Source organism: Pseudomonas protegens (assembly GCF_013407925.2).
Classification (GTDB): domain Bacteria; phylum Pseudomonadota; class Gammaproteobacteria; order Pseudomonadales; family Pseudomonadaceae; genus Aquipseudomonas; species Aquipseudomonas fluorescens_AP.
Window position 1 is genome coordinate 1995389 of sequence record NZ_CP060201.1, and the last position, 13686, is coordinate 2009074.

Consider the following 13686-nt stretch of genomic DNA (forward strand, 5'->3'; position numbering starts at 1 on the left):
TCGATGAGTACTGCGCCATGCACAACAACAATAACGACCTGACGCTCAGTGCCCCCCTCAGCGGGCCTGTCCTGCCGCTGCACAGCGTCCCCGACCCGGTGTTCGCCAGTGGCGCCATGGGTGACGGGATTGCCATCGACCCGCTCGACGACACCCTGCACGCCCCTTGTTCCGGGCAAGTGATCCAGATCGCGCGCACCGGCCATGCCGTGACGCTGCGGGCCGCCAACGGTGCCGAGTGGCTGCTGCACCTGGGCCTGGACACCGTTGAACTGCAAGGCGAAGGCTTCGCCCTGCTGGTGGAACAAGGCCAGCAAGTCAGCGCCGGCCAGCCCCTGCTGCGGGTTGACCTGGACCATGTGGCGCAGCACTGCCGGAGCCTGATCAGCCTGATGATCCTGACCAACGGCGAACACTTCGACCTGCGCCACCTGGACCTGTCCTCGGTCAAGGTCGGCGAGCCGCTGCTGCATATCAGCCGCCGCACGGATGCCGCCGGGCCGGAGCTTTCCCGGACCGACGCCGGCGAGCAGGCCAGCGCCCGGATCAGGGTCGCCCACCGCGGCGGGCTGCACGCTCGCCCAGCCGCCCTGGTGCGCCAGACCGCGGCGGCATTCAGCAGCCACTCGCAGTTGAGCTTCAAGGACAAAAGCGCGCCCTGCACCAGCCTGATCGCCCTGATGGGCCTGGGCATCGGCGAACAGGATGAAGTGCAAGTCAGTTGCCAGGGCGACGATTGCCAGGCCGCCTTGCAGGCGCTGCTCAAGACCCTCGGCAGCGCCCTGGCGGACGATGTCCACGCCGCTGCGCCCACAGCGGCGCTCCAGGTGCCGCGCCCGGCCCGCGAGGATGGCGTGTTGCACGGCGTGTGCGCGGCACCCGGGCTGGTCTGCGGCCCCCTGCTGCGGCTCAACGCCATGGAGCTCCCCCCGGACCGCGGCCAGCATCAGCCCGAGCCGCAACGACAAGCCCTGAACGCGGCCCTTAAGCAGGTGCGCGGGGAAATCCTGCGCACCCTGGAACAGGCCCGGCAACGCCACGACCAGCAGGAGCAGGACATCTTCAACGCCCACCTGGGACTGCTGGAAGACCCGACCCTGCTGGACGCCGCCGACGCGGCCATCGCCCAGGGACGCGCCGCCACCCATGCCTGGAGCTCGGCGATTGCCGAGCAGTGCCAGGTCCTGCAACAACTGGGCAATCCGCTGCTGGCCGAGCGCGCCAACGACCTGCGGGACCTGCAACAACGGGTGCTGCGGGCCTTGCTCGGCGAAGCCTGGCATTACGACCTGCCGCCCGGGGCTCTGGTCGCCGCCGAGGAGCTGACCCCGTCCGACCTGCTGCAACTCAGCGCCCAGGGCGTGGCCGGCCTGTGCATGGCCGCCGGTGGCGCCACCTCCCACGTGGCCATCCTCGCCCGGGGCAAGGGCCTGCCCTGCCTGGTGGCCCTGGGCCCGGAGCTGCTTGAAATCGAGGGTGGGCAAACCGTGGTGCTGGATGCCGAAGGCGGCCGCCTGGAGCTGGCGCCGGACCCGCAACGCATCGCCCAGGTGCGGCAAGCCGCGCAAGCCCGGCGTCAACGCCGCGAACGGCAACAGCAACAAGCCCATGGTCCGGCCCTGACCCGGGACGGCCAGCCGATCGAAGTGGCGGCCAATGTCGCCTCCAGCGCCGAAGCCCGGGACGCCCTCCTGGGTGGCGCCGATGGCGTCGGCCTGCTGCGCACCGAGTTCCTGTTCGTCGATCGGCAGACCGCCCCGGATGAAGCCGAGCAGCTACAGGCCTATCAGGCAGTTCTGGACGCCATGGGCGACAAGCCGGTGATCATCCGCACCATCGATGTCGGCGGCGACAAGCAACTGGATTACTTGCCCCTGCCAGTGGAAGCCAACCCGGTGCTGGGCCTGCGCGGCATCCGCCTGGCCCAGGCAAGGCCGGAACTGCTGGAGCAGCAACTGCGCGCACTGCTGCAGGTCAGCCCGGTGCAACGCTGCCGGGTGATGCTGCCGATGGTCACCGAAGTGACCGAGCTGCTGCACATCCGTCAGCGCCTGGATCAGCTCGCCGCCGAACTGGGCCTTGCCCAGCAGCCGGAGCTGGGGGTGATGATCGAGGTGCCGGCCGCGGCCCTGATGGCCGAGCAACTGGCGGAACACGCCGACTTCCTGTCCATCGGCACCAACGACCTGTCCCAGTACACCCTGGCCATGGACCGTGACCACGCCGGACTGGCGGCACGGGTCGACGCCCTGCACCCGGCCCTGCTGCGGCTGATCGCCCAGACCTGCGCCGGTGCCGAACGCCATGGACGCTGGGTCGGCGTCTGCGGCGCCCTGGCGTCCGATCCCCTGGCCACCCCGGTGCTGATCGGCCTGGGCGTGCACGAACTGTCGGTGAGCCCGCCGCAGGTGGGGGAAATCAAGGACCGGGTGCGCCAGCTGGATGCCGCCGCGTGCCGCCGGCTGAGCCGGCCGCTGCTCGACCTCCCGGGTGCCGGCGCGGTGCGCGAGGCCTGCGCTCGGCATTGGCCCCTGAACCCATAACAAGAACTCCAGGAGAGACGCCATGTACCAGTACTTCATCGAGGGCCTGCAACGCCTCGGCCGCGCCCTGATGCTGCCCATCGCCATCCTGCCGATTGCCGGCCTGCTGCTGCGCCTGGGCGACACCGACCTGCTGAACATCGCCATCATCCACGATGCCGGGCAATCGATCTTCGGCAACCTGGCGCTGATCTTTGCCATCGGCATCGCCGTGGGCTTTGCCCGGGACAACAACGGCACCGCCGGGTTGGCCGGGGCCATCGGCTACCTGGTGATGATCTCGACCCTCAAGGTGCTGGACGCCAGCATCAACATGGGCATGCTCGCCGGGATCATCAGCGGGCTGATGGCCGGCGCGCTGTACAACCGCTTCAAGGACATCAAGCTGCCGGAGTACCTGGCGTTCTTCGGCGGCCGGCGCTTCGTGCCCATCGCCACCGGTTTCACCGCCGTGGGCCTGGGGCTGGTGTTCGGCCTGATCTGGCCGCCGATCCAGCACGGCATCAACAGCTTCGGCCAGTTGCTGCTGGAAAGCGGCAGCTTCGGCGCCTTCGTCTTCGGCGTGTTCAACCGCCTGCTGATCGTCACCGGCCTGCACCACATCCTCAACAACATGGCCTGGTTCATCTTCGGCAGCTTCACCGACCCGAGCACCGGCGCGGTGGTCACCGGCGACCTGACCCGCTACTTCGCCGGCGACCCGAAAGGCGGCCAGTTCATGACCGGGATGTTCCCGATGATGCTGTTCGGCCTGCCCGCCGCCTGCCTGGCGATGTACCGCAACACCCTGCCGGAGCGGCGCAAGGTGATGGGCGGGATCTTCCTGTCCATGGCCCTGACTTCGTTCCTCACCGGGGTCACCGAGCCGATCGAGTTCGCCTTCATGTTCCTCGCCCCGCTGCTGTATCTGGTGCATGCGCTGCTCACCGGCCTGGCCATGGCCCTGACCAACCTCTTGAACATCCACCTGGGGTTCACCTTCTCCGGCGGCGCCATCGACATGGCCCTGGGCTGGGGACGTTCCACCAATGGCTGGAAAGTGTTTCCGGTGGGGCTGCTGTATGCGGTGGTGTACTACCTGGTGTTCGACTACTGCATCCGCCGCTTCAACCTCAAGACCCCAGGGCGCGAAGACAGCCCCACCGGGGAGAAGAGCGAGCTCGACGCCGATCAGCGCGCCGCGGCCTATATCAAGGCCCTGGGCGGTGCGGCCAACCTGATCACCGTCGGCGCCTGCACCACGCGCCTGCGCCTGGAACTGGCGGATCGCAACCTGGCCGCGGACGCCGAATTGAAAGCCCTGGGCGCCCTGGCCGTGGTGCGTCCCGGCAAGGGCGGCAGCTTGCAGGTGGTGGTGGGACCGATGGCCGACAGTATCGCCGACCAGATTCGTCTGGCGCTGCCGACGGCCGCCCAAGCCGCGGCGCCAGCGGCACCTGCCGAGGCGCCCCGGTCGATCGAAGTCTCCACCCAGGAAGCCCAGCAATGGCTCAACGCCCTGGGCGGTCGGGACAATCTGTTGCAGAGCGATTGCGTCGCCCTGACCCGGTTGCGGGTGCAGTTGAGCGACAGCCGCAGCCTGTCGGAGTCGGCCCTCAAGGGCCTGGGCTGCCAGGGAGCGCGGCGCCTGGAGGGGGATGTCTGGCACGTGCTGATCGGCGAGAAGGCCGGGGGATTGCAGGCTGCTCTGCAAACGCTGCTGCACAGGAAGGTGGAGGCGGGAGTCTGACGACGCCTTCGCCGGCAAGCCGGCTCCTATAGGCGAAGGCCCACAAAAAAGCCCGCTGACCGTCTCCGGTGCAGCGGGCTTTTTATCGGTGGATAACCTCAGAACGCTTCCAGGCGCCAGACTTCATAAGCCGGCGTCTCGTAGGGATGGCTCTGCTTGAGGGCCGCCACTGCATCAGCAATCAGTTCATCGGCCACCACCAGCTCGACCTTCCATTCCTCCACTCGCTCCACCTGACCGGTCTGCCCGAGAAACGGCTGGCTGCCGTCCAACGGGCGAAACTGGCCCTGGCCGAGCACCTGCCAGGCGCATTGGTCATAAGCGCCGATACGTCCGCCACCGGCGGCAAATACGGCGCTCTTGACCAACTCCACATGGCTGGGAGGCACGAAGAAGCTGAGCTTGTACATCGGCCTCAGTTCACCCAGGCGCGAGCGTTGCGGAACATGCGCATCCACGCCGCGTCTTCGTTCCAGTCATCCGGACGCCAGGAGTTCTGCACGGCACGGAATACCCGCTCAGGGTGCGGCATCATGATGGTGACGCGACCGTCGCGGCTGGTGAGGCCGGTGATCCCGCGCGGCGAGCCGTTCGGGTTGGCCGGGTAACGCTCGGTGACCTTGCCGTGGTTGTCGACGAAGCGCAGGGCCACGCAGCCGGACAGATCGGCTTCCAACAACGCCTCTTCGCTTTCGAATTCCGCATGGCCTTCGCCGTGGGCGATGGCGATCGGCATCCGCGAACCGGCCATGCCCTGCAGGAAGATCGAGTTCGACTCCTGGACCTGGACCATGGCCACCCGGGCTTCGAACTGCTCGGAGCGGTTGCGTACGAAGTGCGGCCAGTATTCGCTGCCCGGGATCAGCTCGTGCAGGTTGGACATCATCTGGCAACCGTTGCACACACCCAGGGTGAAGCTGTCGGTCCGCTCGAAGAAGCCCTGGAAGGCATCCCGCGCGCGGCTGTTGAACAGCGCCGACTTGGCCCAGCCTTCACCGGCGCCCAGTACGTCGCCGTAGGAGAAGCCGCCGCAGGCAACCATGCCCTTGAAGTCGTTGAGGTCGACACGACCGGCGAGGATGTCGCTCATGTGCACGTCGATGGCGTTGAAGCCGGCGCGGTCGAAAGCCGCGGCCATTTCCACCTGGCCGTTGACGCCCTGCTCGCGCAGCACCGCCACCTGGGGACGCACGCCTTTCTTGATGTAAGGCGCGGCGATGTCCTGGTTGACGTCGAAGCCCAGCTTGACGCTCAGGCCCGGGTTGTCTTCTTCCAGCAGGACGTCGAATTCCTGCTCGGCGCACTCGGCGTTGTCCCGCAGGCGCTGGATCTGGTAGCTGGTTTCCGCCCACTGACGCTGCAACAGACGGCGCTGGCCGGCGAACACGCTTTCGCCGTTGTAGGAGATGCTCACTTCACCGTTGTTGATCGGCTGGCCGATCACCGCCACACAGTCGCCCAGGCCGGCAGCGCTGAACTGGGCCAGCACGTCCGGGGTCGCGTCCTGACGCACCTGGATCACCGCACCCAGTTCTTCGTTGAACAGGATGGCGGCGATTTCCGCGGTGTTTTCCGCCACGGCGTCGAGGCTCAGGTTCAGACCGCAGTGACCGGCGAAGGCCATTTCCAGTGCGGTGACCAGCAGACCGCCATCGGAACGGTCGTGGTAGGCCAGCAGGTGACCGTCGGCGTTGAGGCCCTGGATCACCGCGAAGAAGGCTTTCAGGTCTTCGGCGTCATCGACGTCCGGCGCTTGCTTGCCGAGCTTGCCGTGGGTCTGGGCCAGGATCGAGGCGCCCATGCGGTTCTGACCGCGACCGAGGTCGATCAGGATCAGGTCGGTGGTGCCCTTGTCCATGCGCAGTTGCGGGGTCAGGGTCTGACGGATGTCCGCCACTGGCGCGAAGCCGGTGACGATCAGCGACAGCGGCGAGGTGACGCTCTTGTCCACGCCCTCTTCGTTCCAGCGGGTGGCCATGGACATCGAGTCCTTGCCCACCGGGATGGTGATGCCCAGCTCGGGGCACAGCTCCATGCCCACGGCCTTGACCGTGTCGTACAGACGCGCGTCTTCACCCGGGTGGCCGGCAGCGGACATCCAGTTGGCAGAGAGCTTGATGTCGCTGATCTTGTTGATCCGCGAGGCCGCGATGTTGGTCAGGGTTTCGCCGATCGCCATGCGGCCGGACGCCGGGGCATCCAGCAGGGCCAGCGGCGTGCGCTCGCCCATGGCCATGGCTTCACCGGTGTAGACGTCGAAGCTGGTGGCGGTCACGGCCACGTCGGCCACCGGCACCTGCCATGGGCCGACCATCTGGTCGCGGGCCACGAGGCCGGTGATGGTGCGGTCGCCGATGGTGATCAGGAAGCTCTTGCTGGCCACGGCCGGGTGATGCAGGACGCGCTCGATACTCTCGGCGATGTCCAGGGTGCTTGGATCGAAATCGTCGCCCAGCTCGGTTTCCCGTACGGCCGAACGGTGCATGCGCGGGGCCTTGCCCAGCAGCACTTCCAGGGGCATGTCCACCGGGCTGTTGCCGAAGTGGCTGTCGGTCACGGTCAGCTGTGGCTCGGCAGTGGCTTCGCCGACCACCGCGAATGGGCAGCGCTCGCGCTCGCAGATGGCCTTGAAGCGTTCGAAATCCGCCGCGCCCACCGCCAGGACATAACGTTCCTGGGATTCGTTGGACCAGATTTCATGCGGGGCCATGCCCGGCTCGTCGTTGGGGATGTTGCGCAGTTCGAAGCGACCACCGCGGCCGCCATCGTTGACCAGCTCCGGGAAGGCGTTGGACAGGCCGCCGGCGCCGACGTCGTGGATGAAGCTGATGGGGTTGTTGTCCCCCAGCTGCCAGCAACGGTCGATGACTTCCTGGCAACGGCGCTCCATCTCAGGGTTTTCACGCTGTACCGAAGCAAAATCCAGGTCCGCCGAGCTGGTGCCGGTGGCCATGGAGGAAGCGGCGCCGCCGCCCAGGCCGATGAGCATGGCCGGGCCGCCGAGCACGATCAGCTTGGAGCCGACGGTGATCTCGCCTTTTTGCACGTGCTCGTCACGGATGTTGCCCATGCCGCCGGCCAGCATGATCGGCTTGTGGTAACCACGAACTTCATCGCCACGCGGGGTGGTAATGGATTGCTCGAAGGTACGGAAGTAACCGGTCAGGGCCGGACGGCCGAATTCGTTGTTGAACGCAGCGCCGCCCAGGGGGCCTTCGATCATGATGTCGAGGGCGTTGACGATACGCTCGGGCTTGCCGTAGGGCACTTCCCACGGCTGTTCGAAGCCCGGGATCTGCAGGTTGGACACGGTGAAGCCGGTGAGGCCGGCTTTCGGCTTGGCGCCGCGGCCGGTGGCGCCTTCGTCGCGGATCTCGCCGCCGGAACCGGTGGAAGCCCCCGGGAACGGCGCGATGGCGGTCGGGTGGTTGTGAGTCTCGACCTTCATCAGGATGTGCACCGGCTCCTGCACCGCTCCGTACTGGCGGGTTTCAGGGTTCGGGTAGAAACGCCCGGCAACCGAACCGACGATCACCGCGGCGTTGTCCTTGTAGGCCGACAACACGCCTTCGCTGTGCATCTGATAGGTGTTCTTGATCATGCCGAACAGGCTTTTTTCCTGGCTCTGGCCGTCGATGTCCCAACTGGCGTTGAAGATCTTGTGGCGGCAGTGCTCGGAGTTGGCCTGGGCGAACATCATCAGTTCGATGTCGTGGGGATTACGCTTGAGGCCCTGGAAGGCGTTCATCAGGTAATCGATTTCGTCTTCGGCCAGGGCCAGGCCCAGCTCGCTGTTGGCTTTTTCCAGCGCGGCACGGCCACCGCCGAGGATGTCGATGGCGGTCAGCGGCTTGGGTTCGGCGTGGCTGAACAGGCCGGCGGCCTGCTCCAGGTTGGCCACCACGATCTGGGTCATGCGGTCGTGCAGGGCATCGGCGATCGACTGGGCGTCGGCATCGCTGAACTCGCCGGTCACGTAGAAAGCGATACCGCGCTCCAGGCGCTGGACTTTGGCCAGGCCACAGTTACGGGCGATGTCGCTGGCCTTGCTCGACCAGGGCGAGATGGTGCCGAAACGCGGCAGGACCAGGAACAGACGACCGCTCGGCTCTTGTACCGGAACGCTGGGGCCGTACTTCAGAAGGCGCGCAAGCACCTGCTGTTCGTCGCCGGTCAGGACGCCGGTAACTTCGGCGAAGTGAGCGAATTCAGCATACAGGCCAGTGACAGCGGGAACCTTCTGGCTCAGTTGTTCAAGGAGTTTGCTGTGGCGAAAGGCAGAAAGGGCAGGAGCGCCGCGCAGGATCAACATCTTCGGGACAGCCTCGGGAAGGGGGTGTGCTTTGAGGCCGTGCATTCTAACGTAAACCGTTGCCATCGGCACTCGAAACCCAACCCCGGGTGGCGCCCGGACGTCGGCCTGGCCCCGGCGCCCTATAACAAAGGCTCATCAGGGTCATTGCCGCGGGTTATTTTAATCGTCACATTGACCACCGAGGCCCCATTCTTGAGGCCTCCAGCCCAGGCCGCCGCTGGCTAGCAGACAAGCCCTTCGCTGTCGAGATATGGCGGCCGTTATCCTTTGCGTATACTGCGCCAATGTTTTCCCCTATGGCTTTACGTCCGCGCTGCGCCAAGTGGCTCATCGTAACCGGACTCTTCCTGATGCTCGGCGCCTGCGTTGAAAAACCCAGCACCCTTGAGCGCGTAAAGGAGGATGGTGTGCTGCGGGTGATCACCCGTAACAGCCCCGCCACCTACTTTCAGGACCGCAACGGCGAAACCGGCTTCGAATACGAGCTGGTGAAGCGCTTTGCCGACGATCTGGGCGTGGAGCTGAAGATCGAGACGGCCGACAATCTCGACGACCTATACGACCAGTTGGGCCAGCCCAAAGGCCCGGTGCTGGCTGCCGCCGGCCTGGTGAGCAGCGAGCAGCGCAAGCAGCAGGTGCGGTTTTCCCACCCTTATCTGGAAGTCACCCCGCAGATCATCTATCGCAACGGCCAGTCCCGCCCCACCAGTGAACAGAACCTGGTGGGCAAGCACATCATGGTGCTCAAGGGCAGCAGCCACGCCGAACAACTGGCACAGCTCAAGCTCAAGTACCCCGGCATCGAATACGAGGAGTCGGACGCCGTCGAAGTCGTCGACCTGCTGCGCATGGTGGACGAAGGCCAGATCGACCTGACTCTGGTGGACTCCAACGAACTGGCGATGAACCAGGTGTACTTCCCCAATGTGCGGGTCGCCTTCGACCTGGGGGACGCCCGCAGCCAGAGCTGGGCGGTCGCCGCCGGCGATGACAACAGCCTGCTCAATGAGATCAACAGTTTCCTCGACAAGGTGGAAAAGAACGGCACCCTGCAACGCCTCAAGGACCGCTATTACGGCCATGTGGACGTGCTCGGTTATGTCGGCGCCTACACCTTCGCCCAACACCTGCAGCAGCGCCTGCCCAAGTACGAGAAACACTTCAAGAATTCAGCCAAGCAAGAGAAGCTCGACTGGCGCCTGCTGGCGGCCGTGGGCTACCAGGAATCCATGTGGCAGGCCGAGGTCACCTCCAAGACCGGCGTGCGCGGGCTGATGATGCTGACCCAGAACACCGCCCAGGCCATGGGCGTGTCCAACCGCCTGGACCCCAAGCAGAGCATCAGTGGCGGGGCCAAGTACCTGGCGTATATCAAGGAACAGCTGGACGACAAGATCGAGGAGCCGGACCGCACCTGGTTCGCCCTCGCCGCCTACAACGTCGGCACCGGCCACCTGGACGACGCCCGCAAACTGGCGGAACGGGAAGGCCTGAACCCGAACAAATGGCTGGATGTGAAGAAGATGCTGCCACGGCTGTCGCAGAAGCAGTGGTACAGCAAGACCCGCTATGGCTACGCCCGGGGCGGCGAGCCGGTGCACTTTGTCGCCAACATCCGCCGCTACTACGACATCCTGACCTGGGTAACCCAGCCGCAGCTGGAAGGCGATCAGGTCGCCGAGGGCAACCTGCACGTGCCCGGGGTCAACAAGACCAAGCCGACGGAAGACAATCCGCCGCTCTAAAAGCCTTCGCCGGCCAGCCGGCTCCTACAGAGGCTGCGTAGGAGCCGGCTGGCCGGCGAAGACCATTCAGGCCTTGGCCGCAGCCGCCAGGATCAGCGCCTTCATCTCGGCCACCGCGCCCTTGAAGCCGACGAACAGCGCATGCGCCACCAGGGCATGGCCAATGTTCAGCTCGTTGATGCCCTTGATCGCCGCCACCGCTTCGACGTTGTGATAGTGCAGCCCGTGGCCGGCATTGACGATCAACCCCTGGGCCAGGCCCACGGCAACCCCGTCGACAACGCGCTGCAGCTCATCGGCCACTTCACTCGGGGTCTGGGCATCGGCATAGCGACCGGTGTGCAACTCGATGGCCGGCGCGCCGACGCGCTTGGAGGCCTCGATCTGACGCTCGTCGGCGTCGATGAACAGCGACACTTCGGCACCGATTTTCGACAAGCGCTCCACCGCCGCCTTGATCCGTGCTTCCTGCCCGGCCACGTCAAGTCCGCCCTCGGTGGTCAGCTCCTGACGGGTTTCCGGAACCAGGCAGATGTGCGCCGGGCGGATGCGCTCGGCAAAGGCCATCATCTCTTCGGTGACGCCCATCTCGAAGTTCATGCGGGTCTGCAGCACGTCCTTGAGCAGCAGCACGTCGCGCTCCTGGATATGCCGGCGGTCTTCGCGCAGGTGCACGGTGATGCCGTCGGCACCCGCCTCTTCCGCATCCAGAGCGGCCTTGACCGGGTCAGGGTAACGAGTGCCGCGGGCCTGACGCAGGGTGGCAACGTGATCGATGTTCACGCCGAGAAGAATGCGATTGCTGGTGGTCACGGAAGCGCTCCTGGATAAATGTAAATTCGGCGCACAGCATACGGGGAGAACAGGGTCTGTTGCCATTTGCACGAACGCAGAACGAGCGCGGCAAGTGGCCGGCCGCCGCCAGCGGATGAGCGACCGGCAGGCCTAGGGTTTGCGAAACAGCTCGCGACTGACCAGGGGCCGACCGCCCAGGTGCACGGCCAGGGCCTGGCGCATCAGGCGCTTGGCCGCCGACAAGGCACCGGGGGCACTCCAATCGGCCTCGGCCATGGCCAGCAGCTCGGTGCCATTGAACAGGCCCGGTTGCAGCAGGAAGACCTGTTCCAGTCCGGCATCCACCTGCAGGCGATACAGCCCATCGGCAGCGATGGGCGCGCCATGGATGTCGCTGTCCAGGGCAAAGCCATAGCCCAGGTCGTCCAACAGGCGCCATTCGAAGGCCCGCAGCAAAGGCTCCAGGGGCCGGCCTTCGGCCAGGGCCAGCAAGGTGGCGGCGTAGTGGTCGAATACCGCCGGATGGGGATCTTCCGCCGGCAGCAGGCGGATCAGCAGCTCGTTCAGGTACAGGCCGCTGAACAAGGCTTCGCCATTGAGCCAGGAAGCGATTCCGGCACTTTCCATGCGCCCGACATTTTTCAGCTCACCACGGCCGCGAAACTCGACTTCCAGGGGCACGAAGGGTCGCGCCAGGGTGCCAGCCTTGCCCCGGGCGTTGCGCAATACAGCACGCAGGCGACCTTGAGGGGTTAGGAAATCCACCAAGGCACTACTCTCGCGGTAGGCGCGGCTGTGCAGGACGTAGGCGAGTTGGCCGACTGGGGCGTTGCTGGACATGGTTGCGAGGGATCTCAGGGGCAGAGAGGGAACCGGGTCCGAAGATGGGGTTGCAGCTGTTCGCCGGCCAGCCGACTCCTACGCGAAGGTGTAGGAGCCGGCTGGCCGGCGCAGGGCATCAGAGGTCGCCGTAGCCCAGCGAGCGCAAGGCGCGCTCGTCGTCGGACCAGCCGCCCTTGACCTTGACCCAGAGGTTGAGCATGACCTTGGAGTCGAACAGCAGCTCCATGTCCTTGCGCGCTTCCATGCCGATGCGCTTGATCCGCTCACCCTTGTCGCCAATGATGATTTTCTTCTGACCGTCGCGCTCAACCAGGATCAAGGCGTGAATATGCAGGGTCTTGCCCTGCTGCTTGAACTCTTCGATTTCCACGGTGATCTGGTACGGCAGCTCGGCCCCCAGCTGGCGCATGATCTTCTCGCGCACCAGTTCGGCGGCCAGGAAACGGGAGCTGCGGTCGGTGATCTGGTCTTCCGGGAAGAAGTGGTCGTTCTCCGGCAGGTGCTTGGCGATCAGGCCTTCCAGGGCTTCGAGGTTATGCCCCTGCTGGGCGGAAACCGGCACGATCTCGGCATTCGGCAGTTGCTCCTGCAGCCAGGCCAGGTGCGGCATCAGCTCGGCCTTGTCCTCGATGCGGTCGGTCTTGTTGATCGCCAGGATCACCGGGCCCTGCACGTACTGCACGCGCTCCAGCACCAGTTGGTCCTCGTCGGTCCACTTGGTGCGGTCGACCACGAAGATCACCACGTCGACGTCTTTCAAGGCCGCCGAGGCGGTCTTGTTCATGTAGCGGTTCAGCGCCTTCTCGTTGCTCTTGTGCATGCCGGGGGTGTCGACGTAGATCGCCTGGATGGCGCCTTCGGTCTTGATCCCGAGCATGTTGTGGCGAGTGGTCTGGGGCTTGCGCGAGGTGATCGCCAGCTTCTGGCCGAGGATGTGGTTGAGCAGGGTCGACTTGCCCACGTTGGGGCGGCCGACGATGGCGACATAGCCACAGCGTGTTGCGGTTGAATCAGTCATGGCCATTCTCCACGCCCAGGGCAATCAGTGCTGCGGCGGCCGCTACCTGTTCGGCAATGCGACGGCTCACACCCTGACCTCGGCTTTTTTCATTCAATAAGGTGACTTCACATTCAACGAAGAATGTCCGGCAGTGCGGCTCGCCCTGGATATCCACCACTTCGTAGCGCGGCAGTTCGCAGGCACGGGACTGGAGGAACTCCTGCAGCCGGGTCTTGGGGTCTTTGTTGGTGTCCACCAGGGTCAGGCTCTCGAACTCCGAGGCCAGCCAGGACAGTACGCGGTCGCGGGCGGTTTCCATGCCGGCGTCCAGGTAGATCGCACCAATCAGGGCTTCCAGGGCATCGGCCAGGATCGACTCACGACGGAAACCGCCGCTCTTCAATTCGCCGGAGCCCAGGCGCAGGTATTCGCCCAGGTCGAAACCGCGGGCCAGCACCGCCAGTGTTTCACCTTTCACCAGGCGCGCGCGCAAACGCGACAGCTGGCCTTCGCGAGCCTGGGGGAAGCGCTCGAACAACGCCTCGCCGGCCACGAAGTTGAGGATGGCGTCACCGAGAAACTCCAGGCGCTCGTTGTTGCGTCCGGCAAAGCTGCGGTGAGTGAGGGCCAGGAGCATCAGCTCCTGGTCCTTGAAGGAATAGCCGAGCTGACGCTCGAGACGGCTCAAAGAAACGCTCACGGTTTACCCACACTGA

9 protein-coding genes are annotated in these 13686 nt (G+C 65.5%); 3 read left to right on the top strand and 6 right to left on the bottom strand.

The genetic code is table 11. From position 1 onward, the window contains the following. Positions 1-17 precede the first annotated feature (17 nt). The gene (ptsP, locus tag GGI48_RS09420; protein ID WP_179597972.1) at positions 18-2543 is read left to right on the top strand and encodes a phosphoenolpyruvate--protein phosphotransferase; all 2526 of its coding nucleotides are present in this window, start codon (positions 18-20) and stop codon (positions 2541-2543) included. Positions 2544-2565: 22 nt separating this feature from the next. Beyond that, on the top strand, positions 2566-4272 hold the full coding sequence (gene nagE / locus GGI48_RS09425) for an N-acetylglucosamine-specific PTS transporter subunit IIBC (protein WP_179597973.1): 1707 nt from the start codon (positions 2566-2568) through the stop codon (positions 4270-4272). Between the two features lie 98 nt (positions 4273-4370). On the opposite strand, the gene GGI48_RS09430 is transcribed toward nagE, so the two are convergent. Both GGI48_RS09430 and purL read right to left on the bottom strand, forming a co-directional pair. Continuing rightward, the gene (locus GGI48_RS09430) at positions 4371-4682 is read right to left on the bottom strand and encodes a YqfO family protein (protein WP_016967836.1); all 312 of its coding nucleotides are present in this window, start codon (positions 4680-4682) and stop codon (positions 4371-4373) included. Between the two features lie 5 nt (positions 4683-4687). Then, a complete protein-coding gene (purL, locus tag GGI48_RS09435; RefSeq protein WP_179597975.1) occupies positions 4688-8584 on the bottom strand; it encodes a phosphoribosylformylglycinamidine synthase in 3897 nt (1298 codons plus the stop codon). Between the two features lie 287 nt (positions 8585-8871). Between purL and mltF the strand changes: the two genes are divergently transcribed. Further along, on the top strand, positions 8872-10332 hold the full coding sequence (gene mltF / locus GGI48_RS09440) for a membrane-bound lytic murein transglycosylase MltF (protein WP_016967831.1): 1461 nt from the start codon (positions 8872-8874) through the stop codon (positions 10330-10332). Positions 10333-10398: 66 nt separating this feature from the next. Here the strand turns inward: mltF and pdxJ are convergent, their stop codons facing one another. The 4 genes from pdxJ to rnc all read right to left on the bottom strand — a co-directional run bounded on the left by pdxJ (position 10399) and on the right by rnc (position 13670). Beyond that, the gene (pdxJ, locus tag GGI48_RS09445; RefSeq protein ID WP_179597977.1) at positions 10399-11145 is read right to left on the bottom strand and encodes a pyridoxine 5'-phosphate synthase; all 747 of its coding nucleotides are present in this window, start codon (positions 11143-11145) and stop codon (positions 10399-10401) included. Between the two features lie 132 nt (positions 11146-11277). Next, on the bottom strand, positions 11278-11967 hold the full coding sequence (recO, locus tag GGI48_RS09450; protein WP_047301927.1) for a DNA repair protein RecO: 690 nt from the start codon (positions 11965-11967) through the stop codon (positions 11278-11280). A gap of 118 nt (positions 11968-12085) precedes the next feature. Beyond that, positions 12086-12988, bottom strand: coding sequence for a GTPase Era (gene era / locus GGI48_RS09455; RefSeq protein ID WP_016967829.1), 903 nt, complete (start codon positions 12986-12988; stop codon positions 12086-12088). Further along, positions 12981-13670: a ribonuclease III gene (rnc, locus tag GGI48_RS09460; RefSeq protein ID WP_011059421.1), complete on the bottom strand. Its 690-nt coding sequence runs from the start codon at positions 13668-13670 to the stop codon at positions 12981-12983. The genes era and rnc overlap by 8 nt, the downstream gene beginning before the upstream one ends. Between the last annotated feature and the right edge of the window lie 16 nt (positions 13671-13686).

Bases quoted from the DNA above. Each gene is read 5' to 3' on its own strand.
- era (WP_016967829.1), bottom strand. From the start codon at position 12,988: ATGACTGATTCAACCGCAACACGCTGTGGCTATGTCGCCATCGTCGGC.
- GGI48_RS09430 (WP_016967836.1), bottom strand. From the start codon at position 4,682: ATGTACAAGCTCAGCTTCTTCGTGCCTCCCAGCCATGTGGAGTTGGTC.
- nagE (WP_179597973.1), top strand. From the start codon at position 2,566: ATGTACCAGTACTTCATCGAGGGCCTGCAACGCCTCGGCCGCGCCCTG.
- recO (WP_047301927.1), bottom strand. From the start codon at position 11,967: ATGTCCAGCAACGCCCCAGTCGGCCAACTCGCCTACGTCCTGCACAGC.
- ptsP (WP_179597972.1), top strand. From the start codon at position 18: ATGCACAACAACAATAACGACCTGACGCTCAGTGCCCCCCTCAGCGGG.
- purL (WP_179597975.1), bottom strand. From the start codon at position 8,584: ATGTTGATCCTGCGCGGCGCTCCTGCCCTTTCTGCCTTTCGCCACAGC.
- mltF (WP_016967831.1), top strand. From the start codon at position 8,872: ATGTTTTCCCCTATGGCTTTACGTCCGCGCTGCGCCAAGTGGCTCATC.